13 protein-coding genes are annotated in these 15464 nt (G+C 72.3%); 5 read left to right on the plus strand and 8 right to left on the minus strand.

The genetic code is table 11. The annotated features are described in order from the left end of the window. On the minus strand, positions 1–233 hold a 233-nt coding region (locus tag VET29_RS33430; protein ID WP_324928232.1), incomplete at its 3' end, for a prephenate dehydratase domain-containing protein. 100 nt (positions 234–333) lie between these two features. Between VET29_RS33430 and VET29_RS33435 the strand changes: the two genes are divergently transcribed. After that, the gene (locus VET29_RS33435; protein ID WP_414636683.1) at positions 334–945 is read left to right on the plus strand and encodes a macro domain-containing protein; all 612 of its coding nucleotides are present in this window, start codon (positions 334–336) and stop codon (positions 943–945) included. On the opposite strand, the gene VET29_RS33440 is transcribed toward VET29_RS33435, so the two are convergent. Then, complete coding sequence (locus VET29_RS33440) at positions 929–1345, minus strand: Hsp20/alpha crystallin family protein (protein ID WP_324928237.1); 417 nt, start codon at positions 1343–1345, stop codon at positions 929–931. The genes VET29_RS33435 and VET29_RS33440 overlap by 17 nt on opposite strands. Positions 1346–1556: 211 nt before the next feature. Here VET29_RS33440 and VET29_RS33445 point away from each other — a divergent pair, with 211 nt between their 5' ends. The 4 genes from VET29_RS33445 to VET29_RS33460 all read left to right on the plus strand — a co-directional run bounded on the left by VET29_RS33445 (position 1557) and on the right by VET29_RS33460 (position 4986). After that, positions 1557–1943 carry an SCO5389 family protein gene (locus tag VET29_RS33445; RefSeq protein WP_324928239.1) on the plus strand — a complete coding sequence of 129 codons (387 nt, stop codon included), beginning with the start codon at positions 1557–1559 and terminating at the stop codon, positions 1941–1943. Positions 1944–2220: 277 nt separating this feature from the next. After that, positions 2221–3147 carry a type I pantothenate kinase gene (coaA, locus tag VET29_RS33450; protein ID WP_414636684.1) on the plus strand — a complete coding sequence of 309 codons (927 nt, stop codon included), beginning with the start codon at positions 2221–2223 and terminating at the stop codon, positions 3145–3147. A 450-nt stretch (positions 3148–3597) separates the two neighbouring features. Next, positions 3598–4341 (plus strand): maleylpyruvate isomerase family mycothiol-dependent enzyme, encoded by a 744-nt coding sequence (locus VET29_RS33455; protein WP_324928242.1) that lies wholly within the window; start codon positions 3598–3600, stop codon positions 4339–4341. A gap of 9 nt (positions 4342–4350) precedes the next feature. Then, complete coding sequence (locus VET29_RS33460; RefSeq protein WP_324928244.1) at positions 4351–4986, plus strand: response regulator transcription factor; 636 nt, start codon at positions 4351–4353, stop codon at positions 4984–4986. A gap of 141 nt (positions 4987–5127) precedes the next feature. Here the strand turns inward: VET29_RS33460 and VET29_RS33465 are convergent, their stop codons facing one another. The 6 genes from VET29_RS33465 to VET29_RS33490 form a co-directional block, all read right to left on the minus strand. Further along, positions 5128–7623: an ABC transporter permease gene (locus VET29_RS33465; protein ID WP_324928246.1), complete on the minus strand. Its 2496-nt coding sequence runs from the start codon at positions 7621–7623 to the stop codon at positions 5128–5130. Next, positions 7623–8378 carry an ABC transporter ATP-binding protein gene (locus VET29_RS33470; protein WP_324928248.1) on the minus strand — a complete coding sequence of 252 codons (756 nt, stop codon included), beginning with the start codon at positions 8376–8378 and terminating at the stop codon, positions 7623–7625. The genes VET29_RS33465 and VET29_RS33470 overlap by 1 nt, the downstream gene beginning before the upstream one ends. Positions 8379–8466: 88 nt before the next feature. Next, positions 8467–9597, minus strand: a complete 1131-nt coding sequence (locus tag VET29_RS33475; protein WP_324928250.1) for a GAF domain-containing sensor histidine kinase — start codon at positions 9595–9597, stop codon at positions 8467–8469. A gap of 101 nt (positions 9598–9698) precedes the next feature. Next, a complete protein-coding gene (gene cydC / locus VET29_RS33480; protein ID WP_324928252.1) occupies positions 9699–12875 on the minus strand; it encodes a thiol reductant ABC exporter subunit CydC in 3177 nt (1058 codons plus the stop codon). Further along, positions 12872–13846, minus strand: coding sequence for a cytochrome d ubiquinol oxidase subunit II (gene cydB / locus VET29_RS33485; RefSeq protein WP_324928254.1), 975 nt, complete (start codon positions 13844–13846; stop codon positions 12872–12874). The genes cydC and cydB overlap by 4 nt, the downstream gene beginning before the upstream one ends. Positions 13847–13855: 9 nt before the next feature. Beyond that, positions 13856–15298, minus strand: coding sequence for a cytochrome ubiquinol oxidase subunit I (locus VET29_RS33490; protein ID WP_324928256.1), 1443 nt, complete (start codon positions 15296–15298; stop codon positions 13856–13858). Positions 15299–15464 lie beyond the last annotated feature (166 nt).

The following is a 15464-nucleotide window of genomic DNA, read 5'->3' on the forward strand; positions in this document are numbered from 1 at the left end:
TCGGCCACCGCCACCAACGGCTCGTCGACGGCCAGCGCGTCCATCGTGGCCGAGACCGCGCCCTCCACGGAGTTCTCCACCGGCACGCACGCCAGGTCCGCACGCCCCTGACGCACGGCTACCAACGCCTCCGGCACGGTCGCGACCGGCACCAGCGTGTGGTCCGGCCTCGCCGCGCGCGCGGCCTGCTCGGAGAACGTTCCCTCTGGCCCGAAATAGGCGATGGTCGGCACCGGGTCACCCTAGCGAGGTCCCGCACTCCCGAGCCGACTTAACCTCCTGGCGTGGCAACAGTTACCGGATGGCGGTTACGCCTGGCGCCGTCGAAGTGCCATGCTGGGAGCCGTGACCGCCGCCGAAGAGGCTGAACGAGCAGGGACAGCGGCAGGGGAATCGCTCCGGCTTGTCCTGTGTGCGATCGAGGACGCGCTGGCCGAGGCATGGGAGTCGGCCGCGGACGGACGACCTGAGGTGCACACGCACCGCGGCTCGACGCTCGACGTGCCCGCGGATGCCGTCGTCAGCCCGGCCAACTCGTACGGATGGATGCGCGGCGGCATCGACGCCGTCTACGCGCGCACCTTTCCCTCGCTCGAGCAGCACGTGCGGAGCGCGGTGCTCGCCTACCACGGCGGCGAGCTGCCGGTGGGGCAGGCGGTGATCGTGCCGACCGACGCGTCGGCGCCCGCGTGGCTGATCAGCGCCCCCACCATGCGGTCGCCCGGCGAGCTGCTCCCGCCGGACACCGTGCACCCGTACCTCGCGGCGCGGGCGGTGTTCAGGCTGTGGCGCGACGGCCGGCTCGAAGACGGCCGGCCGGTGCGCGCCGTCGTCTCGACCATCGCCATGCCGGGCCTCGGCACCGGGGTGGGCGGCGTGCCGGCCTCGGTGTGCGCCCGGCAGGTGATGGCCGCGTGGGACGAGGTCCTTACCGACGGACCGTGATCTTCCTCGGCTCGGCCTTGGGCTTCGCCACCTCGCGGACGCGGATCCTCAGCAGGCCGCGGTCGTAGTCTGCCTCGATGTCGTCCGCCGTGACGTGCTCGGGCAGCGCGAACTCCCGCCGGAACGAGCCGGACCGGGACTCCCGGACGATCACGCCGTTCTCCTCGGCGCTCTTCTCCTCGTGGCGCTGGCCGGTGACCACCAGCCTCCCCTCGGAGACCTCCACGTCGACGTCCTTCTCGACGTCGATGCCGGGCAGCTCGAGGGTGACGACCACGTCACCACCCTCGCGCACGACGTCGGCCGTGGGGACGAACGTGTTCGAGCGGCCGAGGTCGGCCTCGAGCTGCCGCACGAGCGAGCCGAACGGATCCCACATCGAACGAACTGCTAGAGCCATCTCTGACACCCTCCTACCTGGGGTTTCCGTGACCGAATTAGCACTCGGTCCTCGCGAGTGCCAACGATGAGAGGGGTTCGGTTGTTCCCCCGGTCACCACCTCGGACGGTGACGGAACCGCGGGCGCAGATTCACACTATGGATGGCTCGCGAAAATTGCGGCAGGCGGGTTAGGTGGAAGCCGACCGCAATTTCTGACCTAGGAGGTCAAATGTCGCTGACCGTGCCTCCCGACTTGCTGGAGAAAGCCCAGCAGGGCCCGGTGTCCGACGAGGAATTCATCGCCTGCATCCGTGACTCGCTACCATTCGCGTGGTCGGTGGTGGCGGAGCTCGCCGAGCGTCTCGCGGCCGGCGAGGGCCCGTTCGCGGACAACCAGAAGGAGCCGCCGGACGAGCGGTCCCGTGGCCAACTCCTGCGCCTGGTCGGCAGCGATGCCATGCGTGGCGCGGTGGAACGGCACTTCAACGTGCGTCTCGCGTTCCAGAACTGCCACCGGCTGGCGCTGTTCGACCCGGCAGCGGGACCGGCGTACGACGAGTTCGTCAGCCCGCGTGCGCAACTGCTGAACCAGAGCCCCGAACTGGTCAACTGCTAGCCGAAAAGGGAGCCTCGGACGGCTCCCTTTTCGTCGACAGATATATGCAGTTATGGCAATTCCTTGGTTGGTTCAGCTCTCGTCCCACCGGAATGCCGTCGAGAGCGGTCACGGGAATTCCTGGTTCGGCCTTTCACACTTCGGCGCCCCGGCCACGCCCCACCGTGCACGAGCAGTGACGTGACGATCGGTCCGTCCCCGGTGGTGGACCGGCGGAGCGTGTACTGAGTCACAGTGCTCCCGGTGCCGGAAAGCCCTAACGTTTGTTGACGTGGCGGTGAAGACTCGCGACCTCAGCCCGTACGTGGAGCTGCGGCGCGAGCAGTGGCGGGAGCTGCGGCGGGCCACCCCGCTGACGCTCACCCTCGACGAGCTGGTGCAGCTGCGTGGGCTGGGCGACCCGGTCGACCTGGACGAGGTGGTCGACGTCTACCTGCCACTGTCCCGGCTGATCAGCCTGCGCGTGGCGGCCCGGCAACGGCTGTACACGGACACGACGTCGTTCCTGGGCGATCCGTCGCCCGAGCAGGTGCCGTTCGTGATCGGGATCGCCGGGAGCGTGGCGGTCGGCAAGTCGACGACGGCACGGTTGCTGCGGACGCTGTTAGCCCGCTGGCCCAACCATCCGCACGTGGACCTGGTCACCACGGACGGGTTCCTGTGGCCGAAGACGGACCTGATCCAGCGCGGCATGATGAGCCGCAAGGGGTTCCCGGAGAGTTACGACCGGCGCAGCCTGCTGCGGTTCGTCACGGACGTGAAGTCCGGGGCGCCGGAGGTGCACGCGCCCGTGTACTCGCACCTGCTGTACGACATCGTGCCGGACGAGACGCAGGTGGTGCGCAAGCCGGACATCCTGATCATCGAGGGCCTGAACGTGCTGCTGCCCGGCCAGGGGCTGACGGTCGCGGACCTGTTCGACTTCTCGATCTACGTGGACGCGCACACGGAGGACATCGCCCGGTGGTACGTGGAGCGGTTCCTCACGCTGCGCGACACCGCGTTCTCCGACCCGAACTCGCACTTCCACCACTACGCGGGCCTCACCGACGAGGAGGCCCGCGCCGAGGCCGCCGTCCTGTGGCAGAACATCAACGAGCCCAACCTCGTGCGGAACATCCTGCCCACCCGACCACGGGCGTCGCTGGTGCTGCGAAAGGACGCCGACCACCGGATCAGCCGCGTCCGCCTGCGAAAACTCTGACCCGAGCGCGCCGCGCACAGGCCCGCACGCCACGAGCGGGCCGGCGGCGTCTGGACCGACCAGAGCGGAAGACGCCGCGAAGGGCCGCGCGCACGGCGAGCGGAGCGAGCCAAACCAACACCGCGAGCGGGCCGGCGGCGTCTGGACTGAGCGAGCAGCGGAGGCGCCCGGGAGCGAAGCGACCCGCGCCGAGCAGCGCAGGGAGGGAAGACGCCGCGCACAGGCCCGCTCGCCGCGAGCGGAGCGAGCCAAACCAACACGGTGCGGAGCGAGCCCAAACCAACACCGCGAGCGGGCCGGCGGCGTCTGGACCGAGCGAGCAGCGGAGGCGCCCGGGAGCGAAGCGACCCGCGCCGAGCAGCACAGCGAGGGAAGACGCCGCGCACAGGCCCGCACGCCGCGAGCGGAGCGAGCCAAACCAACACTGGGCTCTGTGGTTGGGTACCGGCCGTGGACGAGCAGAGATTCCTGGACTGCCTCGACGCCGACTACACGCGGCTGCGCGAGGTGGCTCCGAATGCCATGGGCAAGCCGGTGCCGACGTGCCCCGGGTGGATAGGCGAGGACCTGGTGCGGCACGTCTCCGAGGTGTACCTGCACAAGGCCGAGACGATGCGCCACGGCGCGTGGCCGGCGCCGTGGCCGCCCCCGTTGCCCGGCGACCCGGTCGCGGTGCTCGACGACGCCTACCGGGCACTCGTCGGGGAGCTGACCACGCGCAAGCCGGCCGACCCGGCCCTGACCTGGTACGGGCCCGACCAGACCGTCGGATTCTGGTTACGCCGGATGGCTCAGGAGACCGTCATCCACCGGCTCGACGCCGAGCTGGCGGCCGAGGTCCCGCACGCGCCGGTGCCGGCCGACCTGGCCGACGACGGGATCGACGAGCTGCTGACGTGCTTCCTCGCGTACGCGTCGGTGGAGTACCCGGACGAGCTTGGCGAGCACCTCGCCGAGTGCGACGGGCGCACGGTGCAGCTCGCGACCGAGGAGTCCGGCTGGCAGGTGCAGCTCGGCCCGACCGAGATCACGGTGGAACGCGGGCACTTCGACGCGGAGGGCGGGGTCTCGGGCGAGGCGGGCGCCGTGCTGCGCTGGGTGTGGCGTCGCGCCGGTGACGGCGTCGTGCGGCTGGACGGCAACCGATGGGTGACAGGGAAGCTGCGGACGCTGCTGGGGGTCACCACGCAATAGTCTTGCGGCATGACCGTGCGGGTGGCGCTCGTCGATGACCACGAGGTGGTGCGGCGTGGGCTGCGTGACCTGCTCGACGGTGAGCCGGGCATCGAGGTGGTGGCCGAGGCCGGCGGCGTCCAGGAGGCGCTGGCGCGCGTCGCGGCGACCTCCCCGGACGTCGTGGTGGTCGACGTGCGGCTGCCGGACGGGGACGGGGTGTCGCTGTGCCGTGCGCTGCGGCAGCTGGACCCGGCGCCGCGGTGCCTGGTGCTGACCGCGTTCGACGACGAGCGGGCACTGGTCGAGGCGATCATGGCGGGGGCGTCCGGATACCTGCTGAAGCAGGTGCGTGGGCAGGACCTGGTCGACGCGGTGCGTGAGGTGGCGGCCGGACGGTCGCTGCTCGATCCGGTGACGACCGCGCACGTGCTGGACCGCATGCGGGAGTCGGCGAAGACCGACGAGCTGGCCGGCCTGACCGAGCGTGAACGCGACGTGCTGGAGCTGATGGGCGAGGGGATGACCAACCGGCAGATCGCCGAGCGGCTGTTCCTGGCGGAGAAGACGGTCAAGAACTACGTGACGTCGGTGCTCGCGAAGCTCGGCATGGAACGCCGCACGCAGGCGGTCGCCTGGATCGCCCGCCGGCCCCAGCGGGGCTGACCGGGCCACGCTGCCGGGTGGTCATGGCGCGTTCGGTGCGGCGCCGGCCGGGGCCAGTTCTCACCGGAGACAGGGTTGTGGCGGAATGCCAAAGCGGGCGGTCCCCTCTGCGCTGGGGACCGCCCGCTCGTCTCGGCCGGCCTAGGCGGGTGCGACCGCCGCCTCGGCCGGCCGGGTCCGTAGGCCCACCCATGTCGAGAACAGGGTGGCGCCGAACGCCAGCAGTGCTGCCGCGCCGGTCACGACAAGGTAGACCGCCACCGGCCCCTTGGGCAGCAGCGAACCGTCGGTGACCAGGGTGAACGGGGCGAGCGTCGCGAACGCGACCACCGTGCCCAGTCCCACGCCGATGACGGTCGTCATGCCTGCCTCGACCGTCATCATGCGGAGGACCTGGCCCCGTGTGGCGCCCGTCAGGCGTTGCAGGCCGAACTCACGGCGCCGGGCGTTCGTGGCCATCACCAGGCTGTTGACCACCGAGATGGCCGTGTAGGCGATGAGCATGCCGGCCATCAGGTAGTTGATCCACGCGCCCAGCTCCTGGTCCTTGGCGTGGCTCGACACCAGCGTGTCGCGGTCCACGACGGCCAGGCCCGGGTGTGCCGCGGCCAGGCGGGTGAGTGCCGGTGCCACCGAGGCCGGGTCGTCCGTGCGGACCACGATCTGCGACGGCAGGCCCGAGGTCGTGTGGGCCGCCACCAGCGACGCCGGCATCAGGATCGTCTCGTAACCCTCCCGCGCCGCGTACAGCGCCACGATCCGCACGTCCACCGCGGTGCCGTCGCCCATGCGCATGGTGATCGTGTCGCCGACGCCCCGGCTCAGCTCGGCGGCCTGCGACTCGGGCAGTGCCACCGTGTCGCCGGTCAGGTCGGCCAGGCGGCCGGCCGTCGGGTGGAACGCCGTGGTCTGCGCGGCCGCCGGGCCCGACACGCCCTGCACCGGCCAGCCGTCGTCGTCCTGGGACAGGTACGGCTTCGCCACGTAGACGGTGCTCGACGCGAACTCCGACGCCGCACGCACGCCCGGCACCGAGCGGACCTCGTCCACCAGGCCGGGAGTCACGTCCCCGGCCAGGACCAGGTCGGCACGCAGGTTCTCGACGAACGCCTCGTTCGCCAGGGCGATGGTCGTGGTCTGCAGGTAGATGTTGGCGGTCGCCACGCCGGTGGCCAGCATGATCGGGGTGACGACCGCCGCCACGCGCACCGCGCGGGTCTTCGTGGACAGGGTGGCCAGGTAACCGGCGGTGCCCGACACCGCGCGCACCGGCCAGCGCAGGATCGCCAGGACCAGCTTCGTGATGCCCGGCGACACCAGCGCCAGAGCCGTCGCCCACAGCATCACCGACGGTCCGGCCGTGCTCGCCGCGACCGGGCCGGTCATGACCGTGACCGTCACGATGAACAACGCGATCCCGCCGCCGAACGCCAGCACCGCCAGCACGACCCGCACCCAGCTCAGCCAGCGGCGCTGGATCGCGGCGTCGGCGAGTGCCTCGGTCGGCCGGGTGCGTGCCGCACGCCGGCCGGCGATGAGCGCGGCGAAGAACGAGCCGACCAGCACCGCGCCGCCGGCCACGACCATGGGGATCCAGCCGGTGTGGTGGACCATGTCCGTCGGCACGATGCCGTGCGTCGCCAGCCGCTCGAACAGCCATGGCCCGAAGAGCGTGCCGAGCAGGCCGCCGAGCGCGGCCGCGAACACCGCCATGACCAGCGCCTCGCCGATCACCATCCGGCGCAGCTGGCCGGGTGTCGTGCCGACCGCGCGCAGCAGGGCCAGCTCACGCTGCCGCTGCTGGATCGACAGGCCGAGCGTCGTGGCCACCACGAACAGCATGACCATGACCGCGAAGCCGCCGAACACGGCGGACAGCACGATCAGGTTCTCACCGGCCTTGGCGAACTCGAGCCGCTCGCCCCAGCCACGCTCGTCACGCGAGAGCAGCGTGGCGTTCTGCCCGGGCAGCAGCTTGCCGATCCGGTCGGCCACCGCGCCGAGGTCGGCGCCGCGTTGGGTGCGCACCCCGATCAGGTCCACGCTGCCCGGGTGACCGGCGAGCCGGCCGACCTGGTCGTCCGCGAAGAACACGGCCCGCCCCGGCACCAGGCCGGACACCGTGAACGTCTTCGCGTTCCCCCGCACGGCCAGCTCGACCCGCTCGCCGACCGTCGCGCCCGCCCCCTGGCCGAGCACGACCTCCCCTGCCGACGGCGCCCTGCCGGACACCAGCGACACCGGTGTCAGCGACGCGGACGACCAGCCGTGCGCCTCGACGCTCATGCCCCCGACCAGGGCCGGCACCGACACGTCCCCCACCGCGGCCGCCACCCCCGGCACCCGCGAGACCTCGTCGACCAGGTCGCTCGACAGCCGCACCCGCTCGGGCAGGTGCGCGGAATCGGCGTCCTCCTCCGGGTCGTTCGGGTCCTCCTTCGGCAGCACCAAGGTCTGGCTGCCGGTCACGACGAACTGCGAGGCGGCCAGCCGCGTCACCGGCAGGTCGGCGCGGATCCCCGTCTCCATCAGGCCGCCACACGCCAGCACCAGCATGGCGCCGACGGTCATCGCGAGGAACGTCGCGACGAACGCGCCCTTGCGGAACCTCAATGTCCGCATCGCGATCCGGAACATCAGCGCACCCCGGCCTGCTCGTCGGCCCACGCGCCGAGGTGGGTCATCCGCTCGGCCACGGCCTCGGCGGTCGGGTTGCGCAGCTCGCCGACCAGACGCCCGTCGGCGAGGAACACGACCCGGTCGGCGTAGGACGCGGCGACCGGGTCGTGGGTCACCATCACGATGGTCTGGCCGGCCTGGTCGACCGACGCACGAAGCAGGTTCAGCACCTCACGCGCGGTGCGGGTGTCGAGCGCGCCGGTCGGCTCGTCGGCGAACAGCACGGCCGGACGGGTGATCAGCGCGCGGGCGATCGCGACCCGCTGCTGCTGGCCGCCGGACAGCTCGCCGGGCAGGTGCCTGCGCCGGTCGGACAGGCCGACCTGGGTCAGCACCCGCTCGACGGCGTCGCGGTCGGCACGCTTGCCGGCGAGGCGCAACGGCAGCGTCACGTTGTCCTGCACGGAGAACGCCGGCATCAGGTTGAACGCCTGGAAGACGAAGCCGACGCGCTCGCGCCGCAGCTTCGTCAGGTCGACCTCGGACAGGGTCGACAGCTCCTGCTCCGCCAGCAGCACCGAGCCGCTGCTCGGCCGGTCCAGTCCCGCGGCGCAGTGCAGGAACGTGCTCTTGCCGGACCCGGACGGGCCCATGACGGCCGTGAAGGTCGCCCGGGGAAAGCCGATCGTGACACCGTCGAGGGCGATCACGCTGTTGCGACGGCCCCCGTACGTCTTGCGGACCTCGGTCAGCCGCACCACGTCTGTGTTCATGTCATTCTCCTGTCGCACAAGGAAAGCCTCGCGCGTTGGCGCGCTTCGATCACTGGTGCGGGCAGGCGGTTCGACGGTGGGGGTAGCCCTACCCGGTGAGCGGCACGGTCCAGGTGACCGTCGTGCCCTTCGGCGAGGAGCGCACGACGCAGCGGCCGCCGGCCTGACCGGCGCGTTCCTCGAGGTGCTTGAGGCCGCGGTGGGTGACGCCCTCGGGGATGCCGCAGCCGTCGTCGGCGACGACCAGTTCGAGGGCGTCGTCGCGTCCGATGTGGACGATCACGTGGTGGGCCCCGGAGTGACGGACCACATTGGACAGTGTCTCGCGCAGCGCGGCGCGGGCGTGGTCGGCCAGCGCGGGAGGGATGCCCGCCAGGTCGCCGTCGATGTCGAGCGACGGCGCGAAGCCCAGCAGCTCGCCGGCGATCGCGACCTCGGCGCGGGCGGACTCGGCGAGGTCGGTGACCGGGTCCGCCTCGGGGTTGCGCAGGGCGCGGACGACCGCCCGGACGTCGGCGATCGACGCGTCGAGCTGGTCGATGGCGTCGGCGAGCCGCTGCGCGTCCTTCCGCGCGAGCTTGCGGGCCGGCCGGCGGGCGAGCAGGTCGAGCTGCATGCCGGCGGCGTAGAGGCGCTTGACGAGCACGTCGTGCAGGTCGCGGGCGATGCGTTCGCGTTCCTGGTACAGGGTCAGGCGGGCGCGGGCGGTGGCGCCCTCGGCGAGCACGAGGACGAGCCCGGCCTGCGCGGCGAACGCGGTGAGCACCTCGACCGCCGGCTCGGCGAACGGACGGGCGCCGCGGTGCCGGTAGACGGTCAGCGCCCCGAGCCTGCGTTGCCGGGTGCCGAAGGGAGCGGCGGCGAAGGGGCCGAAGTTCCGCAGCTCGCGTGGGACGAACGGCGCGGTGCGCGGGTCGGTGGCCACGTCGTCGACGACGACCGCGACGCCGCTGCGGGCCGTGCGGGCGGCGGAGCTGCGGGCGGACAGGACGAGGCCGATGGGGTTGGTGAAGGTGGGGCCGCCGTCGCCGTGGGCGGCCTCGACGGTGAGGGAGCCGTCATCGGCGCGGGTCATGACGAGCCCGAGGTCGGCGTCGGCGAGCTCGGCGGCGTGGCGCACGACGAGCCGCAGCACCGCCTCCGGGTCCTCACCGGACAGCGCCGCCGTCGCGATCTCGGTCGAGGCGCCGAGCGCCTGCGCGGCAAGTGCGGGTTCCATCTCGATACTCAGGCTAGTTCGCCGCGACCGCGGCTGTCGGTGGACGTCGTCACGCTCGATACCGGTGGCCGTCGGTTCCGTGGGCATGTCGGGGCCGGCTCTCAGGCCAACTCGAGGATCGCGTCGGCGTCCGCGGCCTCCTCGGGGCGGTGGGTGACGTGGACGACCGTGCGGCCCTTGAGTCCCGCGAGGATCCGGTGCGCGGTCGGGGCGTCGAGGTGGGCGGTCGGCTCGTCGAGGAGGAGCAGCTCGGCCTCGGCGAGGAGGGCGCGGGCGAGGGCGATGCGCTGGGCCTCGCCGCCGGAGGCGGTCGTGGGATCGTCGTCGAGGCGGTCGGCCCAGGTCGCGAGCTGGGCCTGGCGGAGGGCCTGTCCGAGCTGGTCGTCGGTGGCCCGTGGGTCGGCGATGCGGAGGTTCTCGCGGAGAGTGGTCGCGACGAGGTGCGGCTCCTGTGGGACCCACGCGGTCGTCGGGAGGCGGACGGTGCCGCGCTCGGCGGGGAGCAGTCCGGCCATGAGGGCGAGGAGGGTGGACTTTCCGGCGCCGGACGGACCGACGACGGCCAGATGGGTGCCGGGCGCGACGGCGAGGTCGAGGTTCTGGAGCGTGGGCGCGACCGCGCCGGGCCAGCGGACGTCCACGCCACGCAGCTCGACGTCGTGAAGGCGCCCGTCGCGGCGCTCGACGTCATGAGGGCGCTCGACGTCGCGAGGGTGTCCGTCGCGGCGCTCGGTGTCGCCAGGCCGCCCGTCGGGGCTCGCCGTGTGGGCGGCGCGGAGCGGGGTCAGGTGTTGGGCCGCCGCCGGGAGTGGGGCGAGGGCTTCGGTCAGGGCCAGTGGGAGCAGGGCCAGGACCGGGATGAGGAGGGGACTCACGTCGGTGGCCAGGGCGACGCCGGCCACCGAGGCCCCGCCCAGCGCCAGGAGGATCAGGGCGTTGGCGGTGCCGGCGCTCAGGGCCTGGCGGCGCGCGTCGCGGGCCAGTGCGGCGTCCTCGCGGGCCAGGTCGGCGCGGTGGGCGTGCTGCCGGCCGTAGGCGATGAGGTCCGGGGCGGCCGCGAGGAGCGTCAGGACCTTGGCGGCGACGCGGCGGCGGCCCGCGGCGAGGGCACGGGTGGCGTGCCGGTCGACCGCGAGCGCGACGGCCGGTGCACCCAGGCCGGCCGCCGCGACCGCGATGGCGAGCGCGAGGCCGGCCGCCGGCAGGATCGCCGACTGGACGGCCACGGCCGCCACGCACACGAGTGCCGCGACGAGGGGCGGCAGGAGGACGCGCGGGGTGAGGTCGCGAACGGTGTCGACGTCGGTGGTGAGGCGTCGGAAGTCCGCTGTGCGCCACAGTTCCGTGCGCTGTGCGGCGGCGGACCGGAAGGCGGCGTCGTGGGTGACGAGACGTTCGGCGTAGCGGAGTCCGGCCCGGGCGAGGCCGAAGGCGCGGACCCCGACGACGGCGACGCCGAGGGTGAGGATCGGGGGCTGGGTGGCGGCCTTGGCGATGAGCCAGGCGGAGGTGGCGGTCAGCGCGACGCCGGAGAGGAGGGCGGTCGCGCCCAGCAGGGCGCCGGCGATCAGGCGTGGGGTGACGAGGGTGCGGAGCGGGAGGCGTTGGGGTGCTTCGGGATTGGTGGCGTTGGCGGCGCGGCCGGCGGTCGGTTCGGCCGAGCTGTCGGGGGTGCGGTGACTGGCGATGACGACGGCGGCGCCGGTGCCGGCGATGGCGGTCCGGATGCGGGCGGCGTTGGCCGGGTCCTGATGCGCGGTGGGTTCGTCGAGCAGGAGGAGGTCGGCGCCGCACTCGACCCGGAGGAGCGCACGAGCGACGGCGACACGCTGCCGCTCGCCGACGGACAGCTCGCCGACCGGCCGATGGAGAAGATGGGCGAGGTTGAGGCGTTCCGCGACGGCGAGGACGGCCTGAGAAACTCGTACGAACGGTCCATTGACCCAGGCCGAACCCCCGGTTCTGTCGGTGCTGCCGAGTAGCGTTGAAACCGGGGGGCCCCCGGCCGCGCGAGTGGGACTTTCGTGCGGGGGCTTGGGGAGAGTGGCGGCCAGTTCCTCCGCGACGGTGCCGGCGGCGAACCTCGGGGTCTGTGGGACCCAGGCGGTTCTGGCCCGCCAGGCCGCCATGTCCACTTCGGACAGATCATGGTCGCCGACCTCGATGCGGCCCTCCGTGGGCGCGACGAAGCCCAGCAGCGCCGCGAACGTCGTCGACTTGCCTGAGGCGCTCGGGGAGTTCAGGTGGACCGTCTCCCCCGGCCGCGCCGTGAAGGACACCGCGTTGGTGGTTCGGCCGTGGACCTTCAGGTCCGTCACCTTCAATGGGCCCGTGGGGGACGCGCTGCCGAACGTCCGGGGCGACGGGAGCGCCGCTATCTCGCGGACCGTCTCCATCCCCGCTTCGCTCGCGTGGTGGGCCGCACCCGCCTGGCGCAGTGGCAGGTAGCACTCCGGGGCCAGGATCAGCACGAACAGGCCCACCGCCAACGACAGGTCCCCGCCCACCAGCCGCAGGCCGATGACCACCGCCACCAGCGCCACCGACAGTGTCGCCACCAGCTCCAGTACCAGCGCCGACGCGAACGCCACCCGCAGCGTCGCCATCGTGCTTCCGCGCTGGCTCTCCGAGATTCGCCGGATCGTCGCCGCCTGCGCGTCCAGGCGCCGGAACGCCGTCAGGATCGGCCTGGCCTTCACCAGCTCGCGCAGGTGCCGTGCCACTCGCTGTTCCGTCGCCGCCGCCTCGCGCACCCGGTCCCGCGTCCGCAGGCCCACCAGCGCCGCGAACAGTGGCACCAGGGGCAGCGTCGCGCCCACGATCAGCGCCGACGGCCAGTCCGTCGCCAGCAGCACCGCCACCACGCCCAGCGGCAGGACCGCCGCGTTGACCAGTGCCGGCAGGTACACCACGAAGTAGTCGTCCAGGGCGTCGAGGCCGCGGGTCGCCAGGACCGTCAGCTCCGCGTCCCGCCGCACCGTCCACTCCGGACCCAATGCCAGCGCCCGGTCCAGCAGGCGGGCACGCAGCTCCTCCTTCGCGCCCGCCGCGGCGCGGGCCGCCACCACCTGTGTCGTCCACGTCAGCAGCCCTCGGCCGACCACAGCGGCGGCCAGCACCCCCAGCACCGGAGCCCCCGTCACCACCCCCGCCAGTGCCCACGCCTGCACCACCAGCACGCACCCGCTCAACCCCGCGAGCACCGCGCACCCGGCCAATGCCCGGCGCGCCACGCGGGACAGCCGCGGCAGCGCGCCGAGCGGGCCGGTTCGTCTCACGCCGTCACCCGCCTGCGGAACACCCAGTACGTCCAGCCCTGGTAGACGAGCACCGCGGGCGTGCCGAACGCCGCCACCCAGGTCATCACCGTCAGCGTGTACGGGCTCGACGCGGCCTCGGCTATGGAGAGCGAGTACGCGGGATCGACCGTGGACGGCAGGACGTTCGGGTACAGCGCGCCGAACAGCGCCAGCACCGCCGCGGCCAGCGCCACGCCAAGCAACCCGAACGCCTGCCCCTCCCTTCCCTCGGCCAACCTCAGCCACGCGATGACCGCGGCCACCAGTACCGCGAACACCGCGAGCCACGTCCAGTCCGCCCCTGCCCGCACCTGCGCCAGCACCGCCAGCGCCAGCAGGGGCGCCAGGCCCAGCGGGGCGAACCGCAGCGCGAACCGGCGGGCACGCGCACGCACCGGGCCGTCCGTCTTCAGCGCCAGGAACACCGCGCCGTGCACCAGCGCGAAGCCCGTGACCGCCAGCGCCCCGAGCACCGTGTCCCAGCGCAGTGCCGCGAACGGCGACCCGACGCGGTTGCCGTCGCCGTCCAGTGGCAGGCCCAGGATGTTCCACGACAGCAGCAGGCCCACACCCAGCGTCGCGACCAGCGACCCCACACCGAGCACGACATCCCAGCGGGTGCGCCACGCGTCCGTGTCCACCTTGCCGCGCCACTCCAGGGCCACGCCGCGGCCGATCAGTGCCAGCAGGACCATCAGCATCGGCAGGTAGCCCGCGCTGAACAAACCCGCGTACCAGCCCGGGAACGCGGCGAACATGGCACCCGCCGCGACGATCAGCCACACCTCGTTGCCGTCCCACACCGGCCCGATCGTGGTCAGCATCGCGTGGCGGTCGCGTTCCGTGCGGCCGAGGAGCCGCAGCAGCATCCCCACGCCGAAGTCGAATCCCTCCAGGAACAGGTAACCCAGCCACAGCACCGCGATCGCGACGAACCAGAACGTCTGCAACACAGCTCCTCAGTAGGCGAAGGTCAGGGTCGACTGCTCCGCCGGCTCGTCCGGCGAGAGTCCACCTCGGACATAGCGGCGGATCAGCGCCACCTCGACGACGGCCAGCACCCCGTACACCAGCGTCAACGCGATCAGCGACGTCAGCACCTCGCCGGCCGTCAGGCCGGACACGCCCCGCGCGGTGAACATCCACACACCGTCCACACCGGACGGGTTCGGCGCCACCACGAACGGCTGCCGGCCCATCTCCGTGAAGATCCAGCCGAAGCTGTTGGCCAGGAACGGGGTCGCGATGCTCGCCAGCGCGAGTCTGGGGAACCACACCGACCTCGGCACCCGGTCGCGCCTGGTCAGCCACAGGACCGCGACGCCGGCCAGCGCACCGACCGCGCCGAGCCCGATCATCAGGCGGAAGCTCCAGTACGTCACCGGCAGGTTCGGCACGTAGTCGATCGGCTTGCCCGACAGCTCGCCGAGGCGCGGGTCGACCGGGTAGTGCGTGCCGTACTTCTCCTGGTACTGCTCGACGAGGTCCTCGACGCCGGTCACCGGCGCCTTGAAGTCGCCCTTGGCCAGGAAGGAAAGCAGTGCCGGCACGGTGACCGACTTGACGTTCTCGCAGTCCGGTCCCGACACGTCGCCGACGGCGAACACCGAGAAGCCGGCCGGTTCCTCGCTGTGGCACAGGGCCTCCGCCGACGCCATCTTCATCGGCTGCTGCTCGAACATCAGCTTCGACTGCAGGTCACCGCTGACCGCCAGGCCCGCGAACGCGACGACGCCCACCCACGCGCCGAGCCGCACCGACGTCCGCCACATGTCCTCGCGGGCCCGCCACAGCCGCCACGCGCCGATCCCGACCAGGAACGTCGCCGCGACGGCGAACGCGCCGAAGATCGCGTGCGGGAACGCCGCCAGCACGGTCGAGTTCGTCAGCACCGCGCCGATCGACGTCAGCCGGGGCCGTCCGTCGACCAGCTCGACCCCGACCGGGTGCTGCATCCACGAGTTCGCCGCCAGGATGAAGTACGCCGACGCGACCGAGGCCAGCGAGAACGCCCACACGCAGGCGAGATGCACCCGCCTGGGCAGCCGGTCCCAGCCGAACATCCAGAGGCCGAGGAACGTCGACTCCACGAAGAACGCGACCAGCCCCTCCATCGCCAGCGGCGCGCCGAACACGTCGCCGACGAACCGGGAGTACTCGCTCCACGCCATGCCGAACTGGAACTCCTGCACGATCCCGGTCACCACGCCCATGGCGAAGTTGATCATCAGGAGCTTGCCCCAGAACTTCGTCATCGCGAGGTAGCGGGGGTCGTCCGTGCGCACCCACGCGGTCTGCATGCCGGCGACGAGCAGCGAAAGGCCGATCGTCAGCGGCACCATCAGAAAGTGGTAGACGGTCGTGATGCCGAACTGCCAGCGCGCGAGATCCAGGACTTCCACGCCCCCAAGACTCGTCGCCAGGACCGCCGCGAGGCAGGTCCTCCGGTCCTGTTCCCGCGGGACCTAGGTCCTGTGAGCGGTGCCATAACCGCACGTCAGGTAGACTGGCCGGGCCAGGAGGGGAGTAGTTCCCGCGGCCGGTGAGAGCCGGTCACGGCGAGAGCGT

It is taken from the genome of Actinophytocola sp., assembly GCF_035634895.1.
GTDB lineage: Bacteria > Actinomycetota > Actinomycetes > Mycobacteriales > Pseudonocardiaceae > Actinophytocola.